Origin of the sequence: Mesorhizobium sp. B2-8-9, from assembly GCF_006439475.1 — a bacterium.
Lineage (GTDB): Bacteria > Pseudomonadota > Alphaproteobacteria > Rhizobiales > Rhizobiaceae > Mesorhizobium.
On the sequence record NZ_VFTQ01000007.1, the window covers coordinates 12053 to 34460 of the forward strand.

A 22408-nucleotide genomic window follows, 5' to 3' on the forward strand; every position below is an offset into this window, starting at 1 on the left:
ATCTTCCATTGACTGTCTCAGGGGCGGTCGCGGCAGTCAATATCCGACATGGTCACGTAGCGCCACGGCGTCCACGCACTTGAATAGTTCTGGCGATGCGCGTCCATTCGTGCAGGATCGCTGACTGGGGAGGCGGGGAACCAATGCTTAAGCTGCAAGCCTGGCTGGCCGATTATTGGGTCATCGGTGCAGGGTTCATGGCAGCATCGCTCATAGCGGCCGCGCCGGTCTTATCGCTTCCGCTGCCGGTGTTCCTGATCTTCCTGCACAGCCCGTTTTACATGATCCATCAGGTCGAAGAGCACGCCGGCGACCGATTCCGCAAATTCGCGAACGAAAATGTTTTCGGCGGCCGTGACGCCCTTACCGTCGCCTCGGTTCTCGTCATCAACCTGCCGTTTGTCTGGGGCATCAACCTGCTGGCTCTTTATGCGGCATTCCTGTGGGGACCCGCCTGGGGCCTGGTTGCCCCGTATGTCATGATCGTGAACGCGCTCGCGCACCTCGTCACATCGGCGCGGCTCGGCAAATACAATCCCGGCCTCGTCACCAGCGTCATTTTGTTTTTGCCGCTGAGCGTCGTCACGATCTGGATGATCGGCCGGACGGGAGGTCTTGTCCCGCAATTGATCGGCGCAGCTCTCGCGATCCTGCTTCACCTGGCGATCATTGCGGTCGTGGCCGCCCGATACCGCTCTCTCGTCGTCACCTCACAGCATCGGCGGCGACGTCATCAGTCTTGATCATCGGCAAAACGGCCCTTTGTCCTCAACGGCACCACATTCGCGCTGGCCGGCTGTTCCGGCTCGGCGCTCTGCGCGGCGACTGCCATATCGGCCCGGGGCAGATAGATCGTCACCGTCGTGCCCTTGCCGACTTCGCTGTCAATTGTGACCGCGCCGCCGGACTGCTGCGCCAAGCCGTAGACCTGGGCGAGGCCGAGACCTGTACCCTTCTCGGGCCCTTTGGTCGTGAAGAACGGTTCGAAAACCTGCGGAAGCACGTCTGCCGCAATGCCGATGCCTGTGTCGGTCACCCGCAACGCGACGAATTCACCTTGCAGGCCGGCTGCGTTATCCTCGCTCGACAACAGCGCGTTCTCCGCCGTTATCGTTACCAGGCCACCGTCTGGCATGGCGTCCCGCGCGTTAAAGGCAATGTTGACGAGACCAAGCTCCAGTTCGCCGGGGTCGACCTTGACTGGCCAGGTTTCGGGTCCGACAGCGGCGACCAATTTCACCGATTTGCGCATGGAGCCCGCTATCATTGCGCGGACGGCTTCCACGCGCTCTGCCAGCGAGACGACCTCGGCGCGGGCAGCCTGCTTGCGCGAGAAGGCCAGCAGCTGGCGTGTCAATGCGGCGCCGCGCTGGAGCGCAAGCTCCACGGATTCGGTCGCCCGCTTCATTTCGGGATCGGCGCCGACTTTCTTGCCCAGGCGAACATAGCTTTCGACCACCGTCAGGAGGTTGTTGAAATCATGCACGATGCTGCCGGTCAGTTGGCCGAGCGCATCCATTTTCTGCGTATGAACGCGTTGCGCTTGCGCCTGCCGCAGTGCGATCTCAGCGTCGCGTCGGTCGGTGATGTCGCGCGTAATCTTGGCGAAACCGATCAGCTCTCCTCGCTCGTCGCGGATCGGATCGATCACGACATTCGCCCAGAACAGCGTCCCGTCCTTACGGACGCGATGGCCCTCGGTCTCGAAGCGTCCATCCCGTGTTGCCGTATAGAGCGCGCGGCCAGGTAAACCGGCGGCACGGTCATGCTCGGTATAAAAACGTGAGAAGTGCTGACCGATGATTTCTTCGGCCGCATAGCCCTTGATGCGCTCCGCGCCGGCGTTCCAACTGGTCACCAGCCCGTTGGGGTCAAGCATGAAGAGCGCATAGTCGGTCACGCCGCTCACCAGAAGGCGGAACTGGCGCTCGCTTTGGCGCAAAGCTTCGTGCGCCGCACGGCGTTCGGTGATGTCGCGCGTGACCTTGGCGAATCCTTCGAGTCGGCCTGCGTCGTTGTGGATCGGGGTAACGACAACCGATGCCCAGAAACGGCTGCCATCCTTGCGTACGCGCCAACCCTCGCCTTCATATCGCCCGTTCTGCACGGCTGCTTCGAGAACCCGGAGCGGCGCGCCTTTTGCGCGTTCTTCACGAGTATAGAATTTGGAAAAATGCTGGCCCACGATTTCCTCGGCAGCGTAGCCTTTCAGCCGCTCGGCGCCGGCGTTCCAATTGGTGATCACGCCGCTTGGATCGAGCATGTAGATGGCATAGTCGGTCACGCCGTCGACAAGGATGCGGAAGCGCCGCTCGCTCTGCAGCAGCGACTCATGCGCGGCGACGCGCTCCGTGATGTCTCGCGTGATCTTCGCGTAACCCAAAAGAACGCCGTTGCGGTCCAGTACCCGTTGAACAAGGCCGCTCGACCAGAACCTGGTTCCGTCCTTGCGCACCCGCCATCCTTCGGCCTCGTATCTTCCCTCCGCCTTTGCCGCGGCAAGCATCCTGCTCGGAACCCCATTCGCCTGATCTTCGACTGTGAAAAATCGGGAAAAATGCTGCCCCAGGATTTCCGAAGCCGCGTAGCCCTTTATCTTCTCGGCGCCGGCATTCCAGCTGGTGATGAAGCCATCTGCATCAAGGGTGTAGATCGCGTAGTCGGCGACAGCGTCGATGAAGAGTTCGAGGCGGCGGCTGTCGGAAAGGTGTTGCGCGTCGGCTGTGGTCAATGGCATTGTCGAACCCGCATTACGCTCGCATCAGGCAGTTCGTCCGGTGACGCGTCTGCGACATAAGCGTGCCTATCCTGCATAGCAACGAGCTTGGATCAATGGCGACATATTCATCCGCTCTCGCAGCCAATCTCAGAAACCCAGGTTATTTGTACAGCTTTGCTCCGGAAAACGAGCCTGGAGATGACGAGGAAAATCCCGTCTCTCACGAACTCGGCTCTGCCGAGCACGACGAACTCCCGTATAGGGTCGAGTTGTGGAACGCCACCAAGAACGGTGTCGAACAAGTCCTCGCCGTCACGGCAAATGCCAGCATCGGCTACGCTGCCTATTACGCAGCGACGCGTGAGCACCCGGACCGCTACGTCACCTTGCGGCACAAGAACAATTTCGTTTCGAGATGGAACGGTCCGGCGAATTAGGCAGGGGCCTGTCTATGACACGGAGCGCCAACTCTACCCGTTCGGCCGAAGCGCTGCCCTATCGTATCGAACTCTGGCACGCCGACAGCCATGAGGTCATCGAACGGGTTCTCGCACGCGCCGTTACAGCCCAGCTTGCCCGCGCCATTTTTCAAGCCGCAAGGGACGAGCATCCTCGACGGCGGATCACGCTGCGCAAGGGAAACCGTATCCTCTCCGATACGACGGATTGACGATCTGCCGTCCGGTTTCAAAGCGCTGTCCGGAGGTCCAGTGCGCTAGGCCTGTCTGTCGCGGACAGCGATACGTCGCCCCTGCATCAAAAGCAGCGACAAGACCACCCTCCCTCCAACGAAATCTTAATGTAAATCAAGCGTAATCCCGACCATTAAAATTGTGCGTATGTGTTGGGGTTGCGCATGCCGGAATATTCTTCCTTCCTCCGGTCGATCCGGATCCGCTACATTTCGGGATTGCTTGTCTTCGCACTGGCCTCGGCCGCCGTCATGTTCGCGCTCAACCGTGTGAATTCGTACCGCCACGAGGTCGATGCTCTCAGCGGCAATTTCGTCATCTTCGCCCGCGACCTGCGCAACGCCACCAATTTCGCCGAGACCACCGGCACCGCCTGGCGCAGCGAGACGCGCGATGCGTTGGCGACCGCCGCGCGCGGCCATTCCGAACGCCTGATGGGCGAGATCGGGATCCTGAACGCCCAGCTTGCCGCGATCAGGCCGCGCCTGTCGAACAACACCGTCAACGCGCTGGACGCCGCTTCGGTCAATGACGACCTGTTCTGGTCGGCGCGCGATATGGTGCGCAACTTCAACTTGATGGCAGTCGCCCAGAAGGTCGACGAGTGGAGCTATCGCGAGATCCGTAACCAGAATGACCTTTTCGCCCAGCCGATGCTGGTGAAGGTGCGCACCGCGCTCGACGAGGAGCGCCGCCTCGCCGATGCTTCCAGCGACCGGCTGCTCCTGTGGGCGAGCGGCCTGCTGTTCGCCGTGCTCGCCATCGCGGCGTTTCTGATATTCCGGCCGATGGAGAATGCGATCCGCCGCGCCTTCGCCGAGACCGCCGCATCTTTGTTCAAGGCCGAGGCCGCCGACCGCGCCAAATCCGAATTCCTTGCCAATATGAGCCATGAGATCCGCACGCCGATGAACGGCGTTCTCGGCATGGCCGAGTTGCTTGCCAAGACGGAGCTGACGCCGCGCCAGAAGACCTTCACCGACGTCATCGTCAAATCCGGCAACGCGCTGCTCACCATCATCAACGACATCCTCGATTTCTCGAAGATCAATGCCGGCCAGCTGACGCTCGACCCCGCCCCTTTCCGCCTCGCGGAGGCGGTCGAGGATGTGGCGACGCTGGTGTCGGCGCGCGTTGCCGAAAAGAACCTCGAGCTCATCGTGCGCGTCGACCCGCGCCTGCCGGCCTTCGTCGTCGGCGATGCCGGGCGCTTCCGCCAGATCGTCACCAACCTGCTCGGCAACGCCGTGAAGTTTACCGAGAAGGGCCATGTCCTGATCGATGTCGGCGGCGATGTCGTCGACGGTGTGGTCCAGCTCAAGGTCCGCGTCGAGGACACCGGCATCGGCATTCCAGCCGAAAAACTGCAAAGCGTGTTCGAGAAATTCGCCCAGGTCGACGGCTCCTCGACCCGCCGCCATGAAGGCACCGGCCTTGGCCTCGCGATCGGCGCGCGGCTTGTCGACCTGATGGGCGGCAAGATCGGCGTCGAAAGCGAGATCGGCCGCGGCTCCGTGTTCTGGTTCGCCGTGCCGCTGCCGGCGCATAGCCAGCAGGCGCGTGACGAGCTGGTGCCGGTCGATGTCACCGGCGCCCGTGTGCTGGTCATCGACGACAATCCGGTCAACCGCGAGATCCTGCTGGAGCAGCTCAGAAGCTGGAGCTTCGACTGCGCGGCCGCCGAAAGCGGCGCGGTCGGCCTCGCTTTCCTCGACCGCGCCTGCCAGCTCGGCGCCTCGGTCGACTGCATCATCCTCGATTACCAGATGCCCGGCATGAACGGCGCCGATGTCGCCAGAGCCATCGCCGCCGACAGCCGCCTCTCTTCCATCCCCGTCGTGCTGCTCACCTCGGTAGACCAGGTCGATTTCGGCCGCATGGTGATCGATTTCGGCATCGTCGCGCATCTTACCAAGCCGGCGCGTTCGGCGGTGCTGCTGGGCACCGTGATTGCCGCCATCCAGAAGGCGCGCACGCAAGGCGCCAAGGCGCATTTCGTGCGCGAGCCGGTCGCGGCCCAGGCGGCCCCGCCGGCCTTCACCGTCATCCGCGGCCCGTCGGTGTCCGTGCCGGCGGCGCCGGAATCGACGGCAGCGCCGAGCGGCCCGATCGATATCCTGATCGCCGAGGACAATGACGTGAATCAGCTGGTCTTCGGCCAGATCCTCAACGGTTTCGGTCTCAGCTACCGCATTGCCGGCAATGGTCGGACGGCTGTCGAGATGTACCGCTCGCTGCGCCCGCGCCTGGTGCTGATGGACGTCTCCATGCCGGAGATGAACGGCTATGAGGCGACGCGCGCCATCCGCGCCATCGAAGCGCAGAACGGCGATCACACGCCGGTCATCGGCGTCACCGCGCATGCGCTAAAGGGCGACCGTGAAAAATGCATCGAGGCCGGCATGGACGACTATCTGCCGAAGCCGGTCTCGCCCGACCGCCTCGGCGCCAAGATCGGCACCTGGCTCAGCGAGACCGTGGCGGCGAAGACGGCTTAAGCGTCAGGCGCCAGGTGCGTTCGGCGGCCACCGCCGAGTTCCTTCGCGCCCCCCTCTGCCCTGCCGGGCATCTCCCTCACTTGGGGGAGATCGGCAGTTCCGGCGCTTCGCCCATCCCTTGGAGATTGGCGAAAGCAAACGTGGCGGCCAATCTCCCCCCTTGTGGGGCAGATGTCCGGCAGGACAGAGGGGGCGCTGTCCCGCCGACTCTGAACCAGCTCTTTTCGAGCCTTCAGCCCCGCCGGAACGGATACAGGAATTGCCGCCAATATCCTTTCGGCACCGGATGGCCGTGAATGCCATAGCCCTTCGGCCAGCGTCCCTCGGGCAGATGATAGGTGCCGAATAGCCGGTCGAGCAGCGGGAAATGGATGGCGAAGTTGACGTCGATCGCCTCTTTCTCGAGGCCGTGATGCCAATGATGGAAGCGCGGTGACACCAGCACCTTTTCCGCCGGACCGAAGCTCGTTCCGATGTTGGAATGGATGAAGGACGAATAAACGTAGACGATCAGGATATAGGCTTGGATCGCCGATTCATCGAAGCCGAGCACGAACATCGGCGTCGCCGTCAGGCTGCGAAGAACGATGATTTCCAGGAAATGCATCCGCGCGCCGGCAATCCAGTCCATCGACTTGGCCGAATGATGCACGGCATGAAAATTCCACAGGAACGGGATGCGATGGAAGGCCCGGTGTACCCAATATTGGGCAAGATCGGTCAGGAACATCACCGCCAGCAGTTGCACGACCCAGGGCAGATCGTGGACCCAGGCGCGCACCGAACCGAGGCCGGCTTGCGCGTTGACGAAATTGGACGGCGCGAGCGTCAGGTAGGTCAATATCTGAACCAGCAGCGACGAGACCAGGTAATAGAACAGGTCCTCGCGCCATTCGTCGCGGAACACGGTCTGGCTCTTGTTGCGGGCAAAGATGCGTTCGAGCGGGACGAACAGCACGCCCATGAACAGGACATTGAGAATGAAGAAATCAAGGCCGAAGAACACGCCGTCGACATGCAACTCGTGACGCACCGGGAGCATGCCGATGAGCGAGGCCAACAGCACGGTGACCATAGCCGCCACGCCGAGCGTCTTTTCCCGGCGCAGCATCATGCTCAGGATGGCCAGGACGTAGCCCGAGATAAGCACGAAATAGAGGACCGGCTTGAAGAACAGCATCTGGTGGATCGGAGCAAGGTCCGGCATCGAGGTCAGCGTCGGATAGCGCAATACGATGACCATCAGGAGGCCGGTGATCCCGGCAAGCAATGCGATCGAGCCGGACAGCCAGCCGGACCCGAACGGCCGCTTGGTGCGCGGTGTTTCGAGCTCACCGATCACCCTTTTAAGGAAATTCCCCTCCGGCATGATGCTCCCCCCTATGTGATCCGAATAAAAACGCGCCCTGGAAAACACTGTGCCCGCTCTTACTATGGCAAAGCGCAATAAGATTTGAACGCCACCGCCCTGACAAGCGGATTCTCGTCGCAACATTAGCAATTGGCTATCGGCGTTGTTGACGGCCGGGAAGCTCGCGTCCCCGCCAGGAATGCAAGTCGCTACAATTTAAATCGCTGCTGGATGAGGCGGGCGCATTCGCCGGCATCAGCCGGCTGGTGTCGAGCTCAAGGTCGTAGGCGACACCCCGGTGCACGCGTTCGAATTGCCAGCGTGCAAGTCCGGGCAGTCGGTCTGCACGCCGGCTTTCGCGCGTTTCGAGCACCTCTTGCGGCCCACTGTCCTGGCGTTGCGTCACCGATTGCGCAGCACCACGCAGGCGCCGCCGACGCTTTGCAGCTTGTCGCAGATGCCGTTGGCCTCGCCGCGCGTATCGGCGCCGATCCTGACCGCGTAGATGCCGCGCCGGCCGATCGGCGTGCGAACCCGGCTCACCACCGGGTCACGGCTGGCGAGCAAAGCCGGGAACCGGCCCCTGACCCGCAGCCACTGGCCGATCGCCGCCGAGCGGCGGAAATTGCCCGCCACCTGCACGCCCCACGGCTTCACGTTGATCGAAGCCATGGCGACGGTCCGCGACATGATCACCGGCAGCCTGCGGCAGGCAACCGCGAAGCTCATCTTCGGGTCGAGCGGCTGGACGGTGCCGGCATAGGACTTGTCCGAGAACTTGTCGACGGGCTCGCCCATGACGTCGAAGACATAGCTTTCCGTTTCCATCGGCAGGAAGCCGCCCGAGGCGAGCCAGCGCGACACGCGGTTCTCGCCGGCATTGTAGGCCGCGGCCGCGAGCCCGAGATTGCCATAGCTGACCTTCATCTCGGCGAGATATTTCGCCGAGGCCGGGATGGCCTGCCCGATGTCGAAGGGATCGGCGAGCCCGCGCATCTTCGCGGTGCCCGGCATGAATTGCGCGATGCCTTCGGCGCCGACCGGGCTCACCGCGCCCGGATCGAAGCGGCTCTCCTTCCAGATCAGCCGGGCGAAGAAATCCTTGGGCAGCCCGTTCTGTTGGGCCTGGGTCTCGATCAGATCGCAGACGCGGGAAATCAGGCGCTTGGCGGCCGACTTCGACTGCGGCGGATCGGCGAATGCGTGTGTCGCCGGGATCAGCACGAAAAACAAGAGCAGCGTTGCCTTCAGGAAACGCCGCATCGGTTCATTCCGCGGCGGCTTTGCCGTGCCCGTACCGCTGCTCGATATAGTCGCCGACCATCTTCTCGAAATCCTGCGCGATCGAGGGCCCGCGCAGCGTAGCAGCCTTCTTGCCGTCGATGAAGACAGGCGCCGTCGGCGTCTCGCCAGTGCCGGGCAGCGATATGCCGATATCGGCGTGCTTGGATTCGCCGGGACCGTTGACGATGCAGCCCATCACCGCGACCTTGAGATTCTCGACGCCGGGATATTTCTCGCGCCACACTGGCATGTTCTTGCGGATATCGGCCTGGATGCTCTGGGCAAGTTCCTGGAACACGGTGGATGTGGTGCGGCCGCAGCCGGGGCAGGCCGCGACGATAGGCACGAACTGCCGGAAGCCCATGGTCTGCAGAAGTTCTTGCGACACCTGCACCTCGCGCGTGCGGTCGCCATTCGGCTCCGGCGTCAGCGAGATGCGGATCGTGTCGCCGATGCCCTGCTGCAAGAGGATGCCCATCGCGGCGGAAGAAGCGACGATGCCCTTGGTGCCCATGCCGGCTTCGGTGAGGCCCAGATGCAGCGCATGATCGGAGCGGGTGGCAAGCTCGGTGTAGACGGCGATCAGGTCCTGCACACCGCTGACCTTGGCCGACAGGATGATCTTTTCGCGGCCAAGCCCGATCTCTTCCGCCATCTCGGCCGACAGGATCGCCGACTGCACGATCGCCTCGCGCGTGACTTCCTGCGCGGTGAGCGGCGAGCCCTTCGCCTGGTTGTCGTCCATCAGCCGGGTCAAAAGCTCCTGGTCGAGCGATCCCCAATTGACGCCGATGCGTACCGGTTTGTCATATCTGATCGCCATCTCGACGATCGCGGCGAACTGGCGGTCCTTCTTGTCCTTGAAGCCGACATTGCCCGGATTGATGCGGTATTTGGCCAGCGCTTCGGCGCAGGCCGGATGATCGGCGAGCAGCTTGTGCCCGATATAGTGGAAGTCGCCGACCAGCGGCACGTCGATGCCGAGCCGCAACAGCCGCTCATGGATGCGCGGAACCGCCGCCGCGCTCTCGTCGCGGTCGACCGTGATGCGCACGATCTCCGAGCCGGCACGATGCAGCGCCGCGACCTGGGCGACGGTCTGGTCGACATCGGCGGTGTCGGTGTTGGTCATCGATTGCACGACGACCGGAGCGCCGCCGCCGACCATCACGCCGCCGACCGATACGCCGACCGACCGGCGACGCGGGAAGGGAGAAGAAAAATATCCGGTCATGCCGGCCGCCTTCATTTGGGAGTTTCGGCATGAGGTGGCGGAGCAAAGATGGCTTGTCAATGGCAAGCGGCGGGCCAGCCTGCAAATCGGCTAGAGCCGTGCGGGAAATAACAACCGGTCCGACCGCAAGATTTGCGGCCAGCTTTCCGTCAATTTCAGTTAAAAGCACCGGCCCGGTGGCATTTCTTGCCACCGGAAATTCACCGCGGCGGGTTGCGATGATGGTGCCTGGAAGAGCTTCAGTGTGTCGTCGGACTAGCTTTCAGCTTTTCAATCTCGTCCTTGATTGCCAGCTTGCGTCGCTTGAGATTCACGATTTCGAGGTCGTCGACCGAAGGATGGTTCATCGCATCGGTGAGCTCGCGCTCGATATCACCGTGTTTCCGCTGCAACTCGTCAAGATGGGATGCAAGAGACATGAATGGTTCTCCCTTTCATGGTTTCCTCGATTGCAGCCGTCGCAGGAGCCTCCACCGCAGGTTGCGACTGTGACGGCACCATGACAGTTTGCCACCAACCGATCTCGATGTCGAATGCCACGTGGTAGCATTCCACGACAAAGTGAAATGTGGTAAGGGCTGCGCGCCGGTCACAAACCCGCAAGTCACGGCCCCGCCCAAACAGCCCGATTGGGCGATGCATACGCAGACGGTAGATAATGTCCGAACAGGAACAGGCTGAAATACGCCTCGAATATTCCCGGCTCAAACAAGAACACGCCGATTTCGACGCCGCCATCAACGCGATGATCGCCACCGGCTGCGACCCGCTTCAGATCCAGCGCATGAAGAAGAAGAAGCTGATGCTGAAAGACCGGCTGTCGGTGCTGGAAGACCGCATCATTCCCGACATCATTGCCTGAGCGGATCGCCCCGCGCCGTCAAGAGATCGATAGCCGTGCCGCGCGTTCGCGCAGCAGCGCGAGAAGTTCGCCGGTCCGTTCTTCGGACGTGTCGATCGGCACCACAAGGCACATAGTCGCTTCGACCTTGCCTGGCGCAGAGAACACCGGCGCCGCAAGGCATTTGGTGTAGGCATCGACCAGGCCTGACGTGACGCAATAGCCGGTGATGCGCGCCCGCGCGATATCGTCGATGAAATCGTCGAGTTCGAGCTTGCGGCCGTCCGGCAGCACGAGGTCGTCTCGCGTGACCATCGCTTCGATCCCGCCGCGGTCGAGGCCGGCAAGCAGCAGCCGGCCGGAAGCAGTCCAGGGCAGCGGGATCTGCAGGCCGGTGGCCGAACTGATGCGGAATGGCCTGGTGCCCGGGCTCGAATGGACGATCGTGTAGCGGCCGCTCTGCAGCATGCAGAGTTCGGAGGTCTCGCCGGTCTCGCGCGACAGCGTGTCGACCTCCTGGCGGCCGCGCCTGAGCAGGTCGTTGCCGCGCATATAAGCCATTCCATAGAGATAGAGCTTCTTGCCGAAATAGACGCGGTTGCCGTCGCCAGCCATTTCCAGCAGCCCGGCTTCGACCAACTCGCGCACCAGCGTATAGGTCGTCGAGCGCGGCGCGTTGAGCCCTTTGGCCAGGTCGCCGATGCCGATCGCACGCTGGTTGGCGTGCAGGAATTCCAGGATGTTCAAGGCCCTGTTGAGCCCCTTCTCGCGCGAGCCCGCCGGCCGCTCTTCATCCGCACCGTCGCTTGGCCACTCGGTCAGGGTTTCACGCTCTTGCATTGTCGATTCCTAGTGCTAGTATCTGTCTTGTACAGGATACACACGTCTCTTGTAAGAGACAATCGCTGATTGCGACGCGTATCTCTGCTGCATTGGGGAACACACCATCAAAGGAGGTCGCCGTGAACGACACATCCGGCAGACGTAATTTTCTGAAACTGGGAATGGCGGGCCTGGCCACCGCCGGCGCGCTCACCGCCATCAGCGCCGAGAAGGCGGCGGCGCAAGCCGCGTCCGACAGCGTGCTGCGCACTGCGCTCGATCGCGGCAAGCTGATCGTCGGCACCGGCAGCACCAACGCGCCGTGGCATTTCGAGAACGATGCCGGCGAGCTGGTCGGTATGGACATCACCATGGGCCGCATCCTTGCCAAGGGCCTCTTTGACGACCCGACCAAGGTCGAGTTCGTCATGCAGGATCCGGCGCAGCGCATTCCGAACGTGACGACCAACAAGGTCGACATCACCATCCAGTTCATGACCATGACGGCGCAGCGCTCGCAGCTGATCCACTTCTCGCGGCCATATTACGTTGAAGGCGTCGCGCTGCTGACGCTGCCTGGCTCCGAGAACAAGACCTTCGACAAGCTCCTGGCGAACGGCTCCGCCACGCGCATCTCGATCCTGCAGAATGTCGACGCCGAAAGCTCGGTGCATTTTGCCTTGCCGCAGGCGCAGGTGCTGCAGATCGATACCCAGGCGAACGTTCTGCAGGCGTTGGAATCCAAGCGCGCCGATGCCGCCGCTGTCGATCTGTCGACGGTGCGCTGGCTCGCCTCGCGCAATCCCGACAAATATTTCGACGCCGGCAAGAGCTGGTACTCGATGCTTTACGGCGCTGCGGTCCGGCAAGGCGACCTCGACTGGCTGACCTTCGTCAACCAGACCTTCACCATCGCCATGTTCGGCCATGAGACGGCGCTCTACGATGCCGCCTTCAAGGAATATTTCGGTCAGGAGCCGCCGCCGCGCCATCCGGGCTTCCCGGTCATCTGACGCGCCACACGACCAACCGGCGGAAGGGCGAGGCAACCGTTCTTCCGCCTGTTCTCCTCACACCGGCCCATGCGAATATGAATGCTATGTTCGCCGCGGGCCATTGAGACGGACGCATGGGCTATACGCTCAATTTCAACCTGATCTGGCGGCATTTCGACAAGCTGTGGGGTGGCTTACTGCTCAGCCTCGAGCTTGCCGTCATCTCGATCGCCATCGGCATCGTCATCGGCTTGGTGTTGGCCGTCTGGTATGTCTCGGCCGGACGCGTGGTGCGCGCCATCATCGCCGCCTATGTCGAATTCATCCGCAACGTTCCGCTGATCCTGCTGGTCTATCTGGTCTTCTACGGCCTGCCGACAGTCGTCGACCTTGCCTACAGCGCCCCTACATCGTTTGTCCTGACGCTATCGGTCTATAGCGGCGCCTATCTTGTCGAGGTGTTCCGCTCGGGCCTGGAAGCGGTGCCGCGCGGTCAGCTCGACGCCGGCAAGGCGATCGGCCTTACTCCATGGCAGCGCCTGATCCACGTACGCCTGCCGACGATGCTGCGCATCACGCTGCCCGCACTGTCCAACACCTTCATCTCGCTGTTCAAGGACACCTCGATCGCCTCGGTGATCTCGGTCCCCGAGCTCACCTACGGCGCCCAGTGGATCAACTTCAACACGTTCCGCATCGTCGAGGTCTATCTGGTGACGACGGCGATGTATCTGGTGACCGGCTACACCTTGCTGTTTGCGCTGCGGCTGGTCGAACGCCGATTCAGGGCGGCGCGCTGAGATGCTGAGCCAGATCCTCTACGCCCTGCCGTTCCTTGCCGAAGGCTTCGCCGTGACCTTATGGGTCTCGCTGCTGGTCGTGGTCCTGTCCTTGGTCGCAGGGGTCCTGCTGGGCGTCGGCCTGGTCTATGGGCCAGCGCCGCTGCGTTGGGCAGTGCGCATCTTCTCGGACACCATCCGCGGCATCCCGATCCTCGTGCTGATGTTCTTCGTCTATTACGGCCTGCCCGCGGTCGGCGTGCACCTTCAGTCCTTCTGGGCGGCGGTGCTGGCGCTGACCTTGTTCAAGACGGCGCAGGTCGTCGAATATCTGCGCGGCGCCGTCGCCTCGATCCCGAAAGGCCAGTCGGAAGCGGCGATGGCGATCGGCCTCACCTTCCGCCAGCGCCTCACCTCGGTGATCTTCCCGCAGGCTTTCCGCCGCTTCCTGCCACCCTGGATCAACGGCGTCACCGATGCCGTGAAGGGTAGCGCGCTGGTTTCGCTGCTCGGCATCACCGATCTGATGCAGGCGATCAACCAGGTCATCGGCCGCACCTATGAGGCGATGCCGCTCTATATCCTCGGCGCTCTCATCTATTTCGCCGTCAATTATGCGCTTTCCTATGCCAGCCGCCGGCTGGAACGGCGCTTCGCTTTCATCCGGGATTAATGCGATGGCCAGTTCGAACGACAACGCAGCGCTTCTCGATATTGCCGAGGTCTCGAAATCCTTCGGCTCGGTCAGCGTGCTGCGCTCGGTCAGCTTGCAGGTGGCCAAGGGCGAGGTCGTCACCATCATCGGCCCTTCGGGCAGCGGCAAGACCACCCTGCTGCGCTGCGTCAACTTCCTCGAAAGCTACGATAGCGGCTCGATCCGCATCGACGGCAAGGAGGTCGGCTTTCGCGACGGCGGCGCGCGCCAGCGGCGTAGCGAACGCGATTTGGCCGCCATGCGCGCCGAGACCGGCATGGTGTTCCAGAGCTTCAACCTCTTTCCGCATCTGACCGCCGCCGGCAACATCATGCTCGGCCTGACCAAGGTGCGCGGCAAGAGCAAGACGGAGGCGCGCTCGATTGCCGAGCATTGGCTGGGCCGCGTCGGCCTCGCCCACAAGGCAGACAGCCTGCCCGCCGAATTGTCGGGTGGCCAGCAGCAACGCGTCGGCATTGCCCGCGCAGTCGCCATGGAGCCCAAAATCCTGCTGCTCGACGAGATCACCTCGGCGCTCGACCCGGAGCTCGTCGGAGAGGTGCTGGCGGTGGTCCGCAGCCTCGCCGAGGATGGCATGACCATGGTGATGGTCACGCATGAGATGGCCTTCGCCCGCGATGCCTCCAGCCGCATCGTCTTCATGGCCGATGGCGGTGTCTCGGCCGTCGGTCCGCCGAAAGAAGTGCTCGCGGCGGAAACGACCAACGAGCGCCTCCGCGCATTTCTGGCGCGTTTCCGCGCCTCGCATTTTTGAAAGCGGATGGCCTCGGCCATCCAGGGAGTACCCTTCCATGTCGCCTTACATACGGCTCGCCGAGCTTGGCCTTACGTTGCCGGAGCCGCCGACGCCCATCGCCAATTTCGTCACCCATGCCGAGAGCGGCCGGCTGATCTTTCTTTCGGGACAGGGGCCGCTGCGTGCCGACGGCACGCTTTGCACCGGCAAGGTCGGCGATGACGTGACCGTGGATCAGGCCTATGAGCATGCCCGCCTCACCGGCCTCAATTTGCTCGCCGTCATGCATGCCGCGGCGGGCGATCTCGGCCGCATTGTGCGGGTCGTGAAGCTGCTCGGCTTCGTCAACGCTACGCCGACCTTCAGCGACCACCCCAAAGTGGTCAATGGCTGCTCGGACCTCTTCGCCGATGTTTTCGACAAGCTTGGCGGCCATGCTCGCTCGGCCATCGGCGTTGGCTCGCTGCCGCGAAACATCACTGTCGAAATCGAAGCGGTCGTCGAGATCGCCGCCTGACTTAACGGAGTCCACTCACATGAAGACCTATTCCGACGCCGGCTCCAACACCACCATCCGCGAGCGGCTGGGCTTGAGGCCAATCATCAATGTCTCGGGCACGATGACGGCGCTGGGTGCCTCGATCATCGTTCCCGAAGCGATCAGCGCCATGGCCGAGATCGCCTCGCAATGGGTGGAGATGGATGATTTGCAGCGCGCCGCGAGCGCGGTGGTCGCGCGCCTCACCGGCGGCGAGGCCGGCTTCATCACCGCCTGCTGCGCCTCGGGCATCACCATGGCCATCGCCGGCGCGATGACAGGCACCAACCTTCTCGCGATCGAACGCCTGCCGGACGACACCGAAGGGCTGAAGTCCGAGGTCGTCATCCAGCTCGGCCACATCGTCAACTATGGCGCGCCCATCGACCAGTCGATCCGCGTCGCCGGCGCCAAGGTCATTCCGGCGGGCACCGTCAGCGTCACCCAGGACTACCATGTGCGCGAGGCGATCAATGAGCGGACGGCCGCGGCTCTCTACGTCGTCGCCCACCACACCGTGCAATACGGCATGCTTTCCCTGGAGGAATTCTGCGAGATTTGTCATGCCAAGAACATTCCAGTGATCGTTGACGCCGCGTCCGAATATGACCTGCGCAGCTTCCTGGCGCGCGGCGCCGACATCGTCGTTTATAGCGGCCACAAATTCCTTTCGGGCCCGACCAGCGGCATCGTCACCGGCCGCAAGGACCTGGTCCGCGCCGCCTACCTGCAGAACCGCGGCGTTGCGCGCGCCATGAAGGTCGGCAAGGAAAGCATCGCCGGCACAATGGCGGCGCTCGACGCCTGGGAAAAGCGCGACCATGTCGGCATCCGCCGGCGCGAGGAGGCGGCGCTCAATCTGTGGAAGGATTCACTTCAAGGCATTCCCGGCATCGGCGCTGAGATCATTCCCGACCCGACCAACAATCCTCTCGACCGCCTGCAGGTGTTCGTGCGTCCGGAAAGTCGCTTCACCGCCGCCGGCCTGGCTTCCGCTTTGGCTGCCGGCTCGCCGCCGGTGATCGTCCGCAACCACGAGGTCGAGCGCGGCCACTTCTTCCTCGACCCCTGCAATTTGCATCCCGGCCAGGCGGAGATCGTCGCCGAGCAGCTGCGCGCCGTGTTGACGGCGAAGGAGCGTCCGTCCGATGCGATGAAAATCGCGCGCAAGGACTCTTCGGGCTCCCTGCGTTGGCCGGATTAGCGCTGCCGTAGCGTCGGGTCGTGTGTCTCAGTTGGCGGTATTACGGAGCACAACCATAAGGCGGTGATGTATGGCATCACATGGAAATGAGTACGGGCTACAACTTCTGTATTGGTTGCCGCAAAATTGGTGAGGAAGTTGCGATGCGGTACGGGCATACATATATCGAAGAACGTCGAATTGACGTCCTTACGGCGTCCGCGTACGATGTTGCGCATACGAAGCAGCGATAACTAATTCGGAACGATTTCGTGCGCAGGCTGTTAATCGCATGCGCCATTCATAGGAGAATCGCGAAATGAACACGTTCATTCGTCGCGATAAAATCGTCAATGAATTGAGGCGAGAATCAAAGGGTTCGTTCGTCACCCTTTATCGCGCGCTTGTCGAGGCGGCAGGCGACCCGTCCACCAAGCATAACGGCGACACTACTCTAAGCGAAGACGCAGTCAAGAACCGCATCCGGGCGATTGTAAAAGCGCGCAACTCGGCTAAGGAAGCCGGCTGATCTGTGTCGCTTAGCGCATCGACACTTGCGCTTTTCATATTGTTGGTGCCGGGATTGATATTTCGGTACGCCGTTTATGAAGGGTCTCCGGTTAGGAGGCCCTTTTTCGCGGGCAGCACGATCTACTCGTCCATCGCCGTACTGCTGTACTCCATACTGGTTTTCATCGTTTTTTGGTTCGTAATCGCACTGGCTGTTGGGTTCTTAAATCTCTTTCACGCCTACCACATTCCCTTTGGAATCGTCGAATTTGGCGGGAATATGTACGTCTTCGACCATTCCATCTCGCCTCCTCAGAGTAGGCGTTTCGAACTAACCAATTTCCTTTTCAGCTACCCTATCTGCTCAGCATTAGTATTTCTGGGGGTTAGCGTGACTGCCTTGATAGCCGCTTATTGCGTACAGTGGCTATCCCGTAGGTCCAAGGTGGTAGGACGCCTGATGTATGGCTCTCTCGCGCCGTTCATATCCAAAAATAAGGAGCCCCTGCTCACATGCTTTGTGCTGACAAAGGTAATCAGCGACAACCAACGGCTTATGTACGCCGGACTGCCAAAGGAGATCAGCCTCGGCGATGGAAACAACATCGACCATTTGATCCTGGAAGACCCGGTTAAATTCTATCTGCGCCTGAACAAAGAAATTCCGACAACAACTTTCGGCAAAGCGCGACCTATGTCCACTCAAGAGTTTAGCCAAGGGCACATATTCTTGCGTTCATCAGAGATCGAGAACATCCATTTCGAGGCGTTTTATTTTCCAGATGAACCCGGTTCGCTGCGAAAACGAGTATTCTTTATTATGGCCGCGATCGCCTTCCTAGCTGGAGGCGTGCTGGGTATGCTATTGTCTTAAGCTTGGACTTCCGCCTGATGCTCGCTGATCACGTTTATGCAAATCATGAAGAAAGCGGCGATGAAGCTGCCCTGCTCATCTTGTTTGCCAGATTACGCTCCGAATTATGCATACATTGTACCCCGGCGCTTTAGCTCGCCTTTCAGTATGTTTTTGGGCTGCTCCTCATGGCGTGCGATCGGAGAACTATACGCCATCATTGTTTCTCCTATCCGGCTTCGATCAACGGCATCCATCTTCTCGCAAAGGCTGGGAGACTAACCTAACGGCGACAATCCTTGCGGCTCCTGACGTTTTCCGCTAAGGCGCGCCTTTGCCGCCGCGGAGCCACACCTTGACCGATCAGCGTGCCGACGTCGCCATTATCATGGGCAGCCAGTCCGACTGGGCGACGATGCGCCAGGCGGCGGAAACGCTGGAGGCGCTGGGCATCCCGCACAAGCGGCTGATCGTCTCTGCGCACCGGACCCCTGACCGCCTCTATGAGTTCGCCAAGGGCGCCAAGGCGGCCGGCTACAAGGTGATTATCGCCGGCGCCGGCGGCGCGGCGCATCTGCCCGGCATGACGGCGGCGATGACGCCGCTGCCCGTCTTCGGCGTTCCGGTGGAATCCAAGGCGCTTTCGGGCCAGGACTCGCTGCTTTCCATCGTGCAGATGCCGGCCGGCATCCCGGTCGGCACTTTGGCGATCGGCAAGGCGGGCGCCGCCAATGCAGCGCTTCTCGCAGCGGCGGTGCTGGCGCTGAACGACGATAAGCTCGCTGCCCGGCTCGACGCCTGGCGCGCGGCGCAGACCGCCAAGGTCGCCGCCGAGCCGACGGACACGCCGTGAGCCTGGCGCCCGGATCGACCATCGGCATCATCGGCGGCGGCCAGCTCGGCCGCATGCTGGCGATGGCCGCGGCGCGCCTCGGTTATCGCATCGTCGTGTTGGAGCCCCAGCCCAACTGCCCAGCCGCCCAGGTCGCCACCCGGCAGATCGTCGCCGCCTATGACGATCCGGCGGCGCTCGCCGATCTGGCCCGCGCCAGCGCGGTCGTCACCTACGAGTTCGAGAACGTCCCGGTCGCCGCGGCGCAAACACTGGCTGCAACGGTCCCGGTCTATCCGCCGGCCCGCGCGCTCGAAGTCGCGCAGGATCGCCTCACCGAAAAAAGCTTTCTCAATGGCATCGGCATCCCGACGGCGGAGTTCTGCTCGGTCGACAATGACGATCAACTGACCGAGGCCCTCAAAACGTTCAACGGCAGCGGCGTGCTGAAGACCCGCCGCATGGGCTATGACGGCAAGGGCCAGCGCGTCTTCCGCAACATGCAGACCGGCGGCTTTGCCGGCACCTGCGAGGCGATGGGCAATGTGCCGCTGATCCTGGAATCGCTGGTCGCCTTCGAGCGCGAGATTTCGGTGATCGCCGCGCGTGGGCTCGACGGCTCGGTCGCCGTCTTCGATCCGACCGAAAACGTCCACCGGGAAGGCATATTGCGCAGCTCCACTTTGCCGGCGGCCATTCGTCCGGAGACGGAAGCCGCCGCCAAGGATGCCGCTTCGAAAATTCTTTCCGCGCTCGGCTATGTCGGCGTCATCGGCGTCGAGTTCTTCGTGCTGGCCGACGGCGCGCTTCTGGCCAACGAGCTGGCGCCGCGCGTGCACAATTCCGGCCACTGGACCGAGGCCGCCTGCGTCGTCTCGCAGTTCGAGCAGCATATCCGCGCCGTCGCCGGCCTGCCGCTGGGTTCGCCCGCCCGGCATTTTGACTGCGTGATGGAAAACCTGATCGGCGACGACATGCTGAAAGTGCCGGCGCTGCTTAACGAGCCCGGTCTGTTGCTGCATCTCTACGGCAAGGCCGAGTCGCGACCCGGCCGCAAGATGGGCCATTTTACGCGCCTCATCAGGTCGCGATAACGCCCTATTGCATATTCTGGTCGTCGCCCGCGTCCGAGCCGGCGCAGCTCGGATCGCTCAGCTTGCAGTTGGCGTCGGAGGTCAACTGCTTGATGCGATCATTGGTCAGCGTCGTCAGGCACTCCGAAACCTCCATCGGATGGATGGATCCGCCCTCGCTGTCGGCAGTCGAATAGGCGCATTCGGCGTCGCGAAAGGCGATCCAGGCGCGTTGCGCCGTCTGCAGCAGCTTGTTCGAGGCCTGATCGTTGCTGCCGATGATGTTCTTGTAGGCAGCGTTGAGCTTGGCATCGGCCGCGTGGTAGTCGGCATCGGCGCAAATGTTCAGCATCGACTGGCTGTCGTCATTGCGGTCGCAGTCCTCGGCAAAAGCTGCCGGGGCCGTCGCGAGCAAGGCAAGACAGGCAAGCAAAAGCAGGCGGCGCATGTGCAATCTCCGGTCGTTTCGGCGAGACCGCACCATCCCAGCCGCCCTTGAGTCGCGCAATGCCGTGCTGCCGGATGGCGAATATTTGATCTGCCGGCCCACTTGTGGCATTCGGGGCGCGCACACGTGGTTGACACGGGCAAGGCACCTCGTTTATGAGCCACGCAAGTTCCAAGGCGCGCTTTTTCCGGGCGCGCCTTTTAAAATTCGGCCCGGGACGGGCCCTGACCGAACAGGCAAGACCATGAAGATCAAGAATTCGCTCAAGGCGCTCAAGGCGCGTCACCGCGACAACCGGCTGGTTCGCCGCAAGGGACGCATCTACATCATCAACAAGACCGCTCCGCGCTACAAGGCGCGCCAGGGCTGAGACTTGAGCGCAGCGTGGTGCATGTCGCCCAAGGAAGCGACATGCGAAAGCCGCGTTGATGTCGAACGCCGGTTTGCCGGCGCTCTCACGTTAAAATCACTTTGACGATCCGCCGTCGGGGTCTAGATTCCGGCGATGCGGATTCTTTTTACATCTCTCACCGCCTTCTTGCTTTCCGTCGCGGCTTTGCCCGCGGGAGCAGAAACGGTGCCGGGGGCGCTGCCTCCGGATACCTCGCCGCCAGCCGCCACGCCGCCGCCGGCCGCCCCGACCAAGCAGGGCCGCCTCGACCAGCTCTTCACCGAGCTGAAGCGCGAGCGCAACGAGAAGGCGGCCGAGCGCATCGCCGGCCGCATCTGGAACGAATGGAACCAGTCAGGCAGCGCCTCGATCGACCTGATGATGCAATGGGCGCAGAAGGCGACGGAAGACCAGAAATTCGACGTCGCCCTCGACTTCCTCGACCAGGTCGTGACGTTGCAGCCCGACTACGCCGAAGGCTGGAACCGCCGCGCCACCGTGCATTTTCTGATGAAGAATTACGGGAAGTCGATGGCCGACATCGACCGCACCTTGCAGCTCGAGCCGCGCCATTTCGGCGCGCTCTCTGGCCTCGCCCAGATCATGGCCGAAACCGGCCACAAGCAGTCGGCGCTGGAGGCCTGGCAAAAGGTGCTGGCGATCTACCCGATGATGCGCAGCGCCCAGAACCAGGTCTCGACGCTCTCGGAAGAGCTGGCCGGCGAGGGGATTTAGGCAGTAGGAATTGGGCAGTAGGCAATAGAAAAGAGACCAACCTACTGCCTACTGCCTACTGCCTACTGCCTAAACTGATTCCGCCCTACCACCGTATCCCTCCGCATGAACCTCATCTGCGCCGCCCTCCTCTTCCTCGTTGCTCTCCTCTTTGCCTTCGCCGGCGTCACCCGCGCCGGCGTCTGGCTGGTCGAGCGACGCAGCCCGCCTGCCGGCGCGTTCGCCGAGATCGATGGCGCGCGCATCCATTATGTCCATATCCCGGCGCCCGCCGGCGCCGAGCTGCCGCCGGTCGTCTTCATCCATGGCGCCAGCGCCAATCTCAAGGACCAGATGCTGCCGCTGAGGCCCCTGCTCGAGGGTCGCGCCGAAATGCTGTTCCTGGACCGCCCGGGGCTCGGCTGGTCGGAGCGCGGAGGCAATGAGACGTTGGCGAAGCAGGCGGATACCATTGCCGCGCTGATGGACCGGCTGGGAATCCGCGACGCAGTCATCGTCGCCCATTCCTTCGGCGGCGCGATCACCACGGCCTTCGCCCGTCAGCATCCGGAAAAAACGCTTGGCCTCGTCTTCCTTTCGCCCGCCACGCATCCCTGGCCGGGTGGCGCGACCGCCTGGTACTACAAGCTCACGGCCACGCCGGCGATCGGCTGGCTGTTTTCCGAAACGCTCGCCTACCCGGCCGGCATGCTGCAGATCGGCGGCGCGACGTCTTGCGTCTTCTCGCCGAACGCTGTGCCGGACTCCTATGTCGACAATGCCTCGATCCCACTGGTGCTGCGGCCGTCCGCCTTCCGCGCCAACGCCCGCGATGTCGCCCAGCTCTACGACTATGTCCGCGCCGCCTCGCCTGGCTATCGCGAGATCAAGGCGCCGACGGTCGTCATCTCGGGCGATCGCGACGAGGTGGTCTATGCCACAATCCATTCCGTCGGCCTGGAACGCGACATTCCCGGCGCCGAGCTGGTCTGGATCCACAATCTCGGCCACAAGCCGGACTGGGTCGCGCCCGACCTCGTGGTCGGTGCCATTGCGAACGTGGCCGGCGCGCCGGTCGATCTCCAATGCTGGCGAAAACCGTGGAAGGCCGGATCGCCGGCGATGCGCAAGGTGCCGGTAGATGTCCTGAGCTCCGGGTGCCAGACGCAGAACTCGCGCCGGGCTGAACTCGGAGGTTCA

At 62.5% G+C, this 22408-nt stretch carries 25 protein-coding genes and 1 pseudogene; 18 read left to right on the plus strand and 8 right to left on the minus strand.

Annotation, left to right across the window (positions count from 1 at the left end):
• Window positions 1–143 precede the first annotated feature (143 nt).
• Window positions 144–743 carry an HXXEE domain-containing protein gene (locus tag FJ423_RS10755; protein ID WP_140841531.1) on the plus strand — a complete coding sequence of 200 codons (600 nt, stop codon included), beginning with the start codon at window positions 144–146 and terminating at the stop codon, window positions 741–743.
• On the opposite strand, the gene FJ423_RS10760 is transcribed toward FJ423_RS10755, so the two are convergent.
• Window positions 734–2731: a PAS domain-containing sensor histidine kinase gene (locus tag FJ423_RS10760; RefSeq protein ID WP_210239556.1), complete on the minus strand. Its 1998-nt coding sequence runs from the start codon at window positions 2729–2731 to the stop codon at window positions 734–736. The genes FJ423_RS10755 and FJ423_RS10760 overlap by 10 nt on opposite strands.
• 101 nt (window positions 2732–2832) lie before the next feature.
• On the opposite strand from FJ423_RS10760, the gene FJ423_RS10765 reads away from it, so the two are divergent.
• From FJ423_RS10765 to FJ423_RS10775, 3 genes are all read left to right on the plus strand, one after another.
• A complete protein-coding gene (locus FJ423_RS10765; RefSeq protein WP_140841535.1) occupies window positions 2833–3156 on the plus strand; it encodes a hypothetical protein in 324 nt (107 codons plus the stop codon).
• Window positions 3157–3170: 14 nt separating this feature from the next.
• A complete protein-coding gene (locus FJ423_RS10770; RefSeq protein ID WP_140841537.1) occupies window positions 3171–3389 on the plus strand; it encodes a hypothetical protein in 219 nt (72 codons plus the stop codon).
• A 186-nt stretch (window positions 3390–3575) separates the two neighbouring features.
• Window positions 3576–5909: a response regulator gene (locus tag FJ423_RS10775; protein WP_140841539.1), complete on the plus strand. Its 2334-nt coding sequence runs from the start codon at window positions 3576–3578 to the stop codon at window positions 5907–5909.
• Between the two features lie 232 nt (window positions 5910–6141).
• Here FJ423_RS10775 and FJ423_RS10785 read toward each other — a convergent pair whose 3' ends face one another.
• The 5 genes from FJ423_RS10785 to FJ423_RS10805 all read right to left on the minus strand — a co-directional run bounded on the left by FJ423_RS10785 (window position 6142) and on the right by FJ423_RS10805 (window position 10197).
• On the minus strand, window positions 6142–7278 hold the full coding sequence (locus FJ423_RS10785; protein ID WP_140841541.1) for a sterol desaturase family protein: 1137 nt from the start codon (window positions 7276–7278) through the stop codon (window positions 6142–6144).
• Between the two features lie 136 nt (window positions 7279–7414).
• Window positions 7415–7666: a hypothetical protein gene (locus FJ423_RS10790; RefSeq protein WP_348642891.1), complete on the minus strand. Its 252-nt coding sequence runs from the start codon at window positions 7664–7666 to the stop codon at window positions 7415–7417.
• Window positions 7663–8523, minus strand: coding sequence for a lytic transglycosylase domain-containing protein (locus tag FJ423_RS10795; protein WP_140841543.1), 861 nt, complete (start codon window positions 8521–8523; stop codon window positions 7663–7665). Before FJ423_RS10795 ends, FJ423_RS10790 begins: the two co-directional genes overlap by 4 nt.
• Window positions 8524–8527: 4 nt before the next feature.
• On the minus strand, window positions 8528–9778 hold the full coding sequence (gene ispG, locus FJ423_RS10800; RefSeq protein ID WP_140841545.1) for a flavodoxin-dependent (E)-4-hydroxy-3-methylbut-2-enyl-diphosphate synthase: 1251 nt from the start codon (window positions 9776–9778) through the stop codon (window positions 8528–8530).
• Window positions 9779–10017: 239 nt separating this feature from the next.
• Window positions 10018–10197: a YdcH family protein gene (locus FJ423_RS10805; RefSeq protein ID WP_042641511.1), complete on the minus strand. Its 180-nt coding sequence runs from the start codon at window positions 10195–10197 to the stop codon at window positions 10018–10020.
• 239 nt (window positions 10198–10436) lie between these two features.
• Between FJ423_RS10805 and FJ423_RS10810 the strand changes: the two genes are divergently transcribed.
• On the plus strand, window positions 10437–10640 hold the full coding sequence (locus FJ423_RS10810; RefSeq protein WP_140841547.1) for a DUF465 domain-containing protein: 204 nt from the start codon (window positions 10437–10439) through the stop codon (window positions 10638–10640).
• 18 nt (window positions 10641–10658) lie between these two features.
• Here FJ423_RS10810 and FJ423_RS10815 read toward each other — a convergent pair whose 3' ends face one another.
• Entirely contained in the window at window positions 10659–11459 is an 801-nt protein-coding gene (locus FJ423_RS10815) for an IclR family transcriptional regulator (RefSeq protein WP_140841549.1), read from the minus strand.
• Window positions 11460–11623: 164 nt separating this feature from the next.
• Between FJ423_RS10815 and FJ423_RS10820 the strand changes: the two genes are divergently transcribed.
• From FJ423_RS10820 to FJ423_RS10865, 10 genes are all read left to right on the plus strand, one after another.
• On the plus strand, window positions 11624–12454 hold the full coding sequence (locus FJ423_RS10820) for a transporter substrate-binding domain-containing protein (RefSeq protein WP_210200001.1): 831 nt from the start codon (window positions 11624–11626) through the stop codon (window positions 12452–12454).
• Window positions 12455–12570: 116 nt separating this feature from the next.
• Window positions 12571–13236: an amino acid ABC transporter permease gene (locus FJ423_RS10825; RefSeq protein ID WP_140841553.1), complete on the plus strand. Its 666-nt coding sequence runs from the start codon at window positions 12571–12573 to the stop codon at window positions 13234–13236.
• Window position 13237: 1 nt separating this feature from the next.
• Window positions 13238–13888 carry an amino acid ABC transporter permease gene (locus FJ423_RS10830; RefSeq protein ID WP_140841555.1) on the plus strand — a complete coding sequence of 217 codons (651 nt, stop codon included), beginning with the start codon at window positions 13238–13240 and terminating at the stop codon, window positions 13886–13888.
• Window positions 13889–13892: 4 nt separating this feature from the next.
• The gene (locus tag FJ423_RS10835; protein ID WP_140841557.1) at window positions 13893–14684 is read left to right on the plus strand and encodes an amino acid ABC transporter ATP-binding protein; all 792 of its coding nucleotides are present in this window, start codon (window positions 13893–13895) and stop codon (window positions 14682–14684) included.
• Between the two features lie 37 nt (window positions 14685–14721).
• Window positions 14722–15183, plus strand: a complete 462-nt coding sequence (locus FJ423_RS10840; RefSeq protein WP_140841559.1) for a RidA family protein — start codon at window positions 14722–14724, stop codon at window positions 15181–15183.
• Window positions 15184–15202: 19 nt separating this feature from the next.
• Entirely contained in the window at window positions 15203–16408 is a 1206-nt protein-coding gene (locus FJ423_RS10845; RefSeq protein ID WP_140841561.1) for an aminotransferase class V-fold PLP-dependent enzyme, read from the plus strand.
• A gap of 298 nt (window positions 16409–16706) precedes the next feature.
• Window positions 16707–16916, plus strand: coding sequence for a hypothetical protein (locus tag FJ423_RS10850; protein ID WP_140841563.1), 210 nt, complete (start codon window positions 16707–16709; stop codon window positions 16914–16916).
• Between the two features lie 441 nt (window positions 16917–17357).
• Window positions 17358–17771, plus strand: a complete 414-nt coding sequence (locus FJ423_RS10855) for a hypothetical protein (RefSeq protein WP_140841565.1) — start codon at window positions 17358–17360, stop codon at window positions 17769–17771.
• A 334-nt stretch (window positions 17772–18105) separates the two neighbouring features.
• Complete coding sequence (purE, locus tag FJ423_RS10860; RefSeq protein ID WP_140841567.1) at window positions 18106–18603, plus strand: 5-(carboxyamino)imidazole ribonucleotide mutase; 498 nt, start codon at window positions 18106–18108, stop codon at window positions 18601–18603.
• The gene (locus FJ423_RS10865) at window positions 18600–19676 is read left to right on the plus strand and encodes a 5-(carboxyamino)imidazole ribonucleotide synthase (protein ID WP_140841569.1); all 1077 of its coding nucleotides are present in this window, start codon (window positions 18600–18602) and stop codon (window positions 19674–19676) included. Before purE ends, FJ423_RS10865 begins: the two co-directional genes overlap by 4 nt.
• A gap of 4 nt (window positions 19677–19680) precedes the next feature.
• On the opposite strand, the gene FJ423_RS10870 is transcribed toward FJ423_RS10865, so the two are convergent.
• Entirely contained in the window at window positions 19681–20103 is a 423-nt protein-coding gene (locus FJ423_RS10870; RefSeq protein ID WP_140841571.1) for a lysozyme inhibitor LprI family protein, read from the minus strand.
• Window positions 20104–20347: 244 nt separating this feature from the next.
• On the opposite strand from FJ423_RS10870, the gene ykgO reads away from it, so the two are divergent.
• From ykgO to FJ423_RS34785, 3 genes and pseudogenes are all read left to right on the plus strand, one after another.
• On the plus strand, window positions 20348–20473 hold the full coding sequence (ykgO, locus tag FJ423_RS10875; protein WP_040974291.1) for a type B 50S ribosomal protein L36: 126 nt from the start codon (window positions 20348–20350) through the stop codon (window positions 20471–20473).
• Between the two features lie 135 nt (window positions 20474–20608).
• Window positions 20609–21229, plus strand: coding sequence for a hypothetical protein (locus tag FJ423_RS10880; RefSeq protein ID WP_140841573.1), 621 nt, complete (start codon window positions 20609–20611; stop codon window positions 21227–21229).
• Between the two features lie 105 nt (window positions 21230–21334).
• Window positions 21335–22395, plus strand: a pseudogene (locus FJ423_RS34785) (alpha/beta hydrolase).
• The last annotated feature ends 13 nt before the right edge of the window (window positions 22396–22408 follow it).

Excerpts from the sequence above, each read along its gene's own strand:
- FJ423_RS10755 (WP_140841531.1), top strand. The coding sequence starts at position 144 with ATGCTTAAGCTGCAAGCCTGGCTGGCCGATTATTGGGTCATCGGTGCA.
- FJ423_RS10765 (WP_140841535.1), top strand. The coding sequence starts at position 2,833 with ATGGCGACATATTCATCCGCTCTCGCAGCCAATCTCAGAAACCCAGGT.
- FJ423_RS10770 (WP_140841537.1), top strand. The coding sequence starts at position 3,171 with ATGACACGGAGCGCCAACTCTACCCGTTCGGCCGAAGCGCTGCCCTAT.
- FJ423_RS10775 (WP_140841539.1), top strand. The coding sequence starts at position 3,576 with ATGCCGGAATATTCTTCCTTCCTCCGGTCGATCCGGATCCGCTACATT.
- FJ423_RS10785 (WP_140841541.1), bottom strand. The coding sequence starts at position 7,278 with ATGCCGGAGGGGAATTTCCTTAAAAGGGTGATCGGTGAGCTCGAAACA.
- FJ423_RS10795 (WP_140841543.1), bottom strand. The coding sequence starts at position 8,523 with ATGCGGCGTTTCCTGAAGGCAACGCTGCTCTTGTTTTTCGTGCTGATC.
- ispG (WP_140841545.1), bottom strand. The coding sequence starts at position 9,778 with ATGACCGGATATTTTTCTTCTCCCTTCCCGCGTCGCCGGTCGGTCGGC.
- FJ423_RS10805 (WP_042641511.1), bottom strand. The coding sequence starts at position 10,197 with ATGTCTCTTGCATCCCATCTTGACGAGTTGCAGCGGAAACACGGTGAT.
- FJ423_RS10810 (WP_140841547.1), top strand. The coding sequence starts at position 10,437 with ATGTCCGAACAGGAACAGGCTGAAATACGCCTCGAATATTCCCGGCTC.
- FJ423_RS10815 (WP_140841549.1), bottom strand. The coding sequence starts at position 11,459 with ATGCAAGAGCGTGAAACCCTGACCGAGTGGCCAAGCGACGGTGCGGAT.
- FJ423_RS10820 (WP_210200001.1), top strand. The coding sequence starts at position 11,624 with ATGGCGGGCCTGGCCACCGCCGGCGCGCTCACCGCCATCAGCGCCGAG.
- FJ423_RS10825 (WP_140841553.1), top strand. The coding sequence starts at position 12,571 with ATGGGCTATACGCTCAATTTCAACCTGATCTGGCGGCATTTCGACAAG.
- FJ423_RS10830 (WP_140841555.1), top strand. The coding sequence starts at position 13,238 with ATGCTGAGCCAGATCCTCTACGCCCTGCCGTTCCTTGCCGAAGGCTTC.
- FJ423_RS10835 (WP_140841557.1), top strand. The coding sequence starts at position 13,893 with ATGGCCAGTTCGAACGACAACGCAGCGCTTCTCGATATTGCCGAGGTC.
- FJ423_RS10840 (WP_140841559.1), top strand. The coding sequence starts at position 14,722 with ATGTCGCCTTACATACGGCTCGCCGAGCTTGGCCTTACGTTGCCGGAG.
- FJ423_RS10845 (WP_140841561.1), top strand. The coding sequence starts at position 15,203 with ATGAAGACCTATTCCGACGCCGGCTCCAACACCACCATCCGCGAGCGG.
- FJ423_RS10850 (WP_140841563.1), top strand. The coding sequence starts at position 16,707 with ATGAACACGTTCATTCGTCGCGATAAAATCGTCAATGAATTGAGGCGA.
- FJ423_RS10855 (WP_140841565.1), top strand. The coding sequence starts at position 17,358 with ATGTATGGCTCTCTCGCGCCGTTCATATCCAAAAATAAGGAGCCCCTG.
- FJ423_RS10870 (WP_140841571.1), bottom strand. The coding sequence starts at position 20,103 with ATGCGCCGCCTGCTTTTGCTTGCCTGTCTTGCCTTGCTCGCGACGGCC.
- ykgO (WP_040974291.1), top strand. The coding sequence starts at position 20,348 with ATGAAGATCAAGAATTCGCTCAAGGCGCTCAAGGCGCGTCACCGCGAC.
- FJ423_RS10880 (WP_140841573.1), top strand. The coding sequence starts at position 20,609 with ATGCGGATTCTTTTTACATCTCTCACCGCCTTCTTGCTTTCCGTCGCG.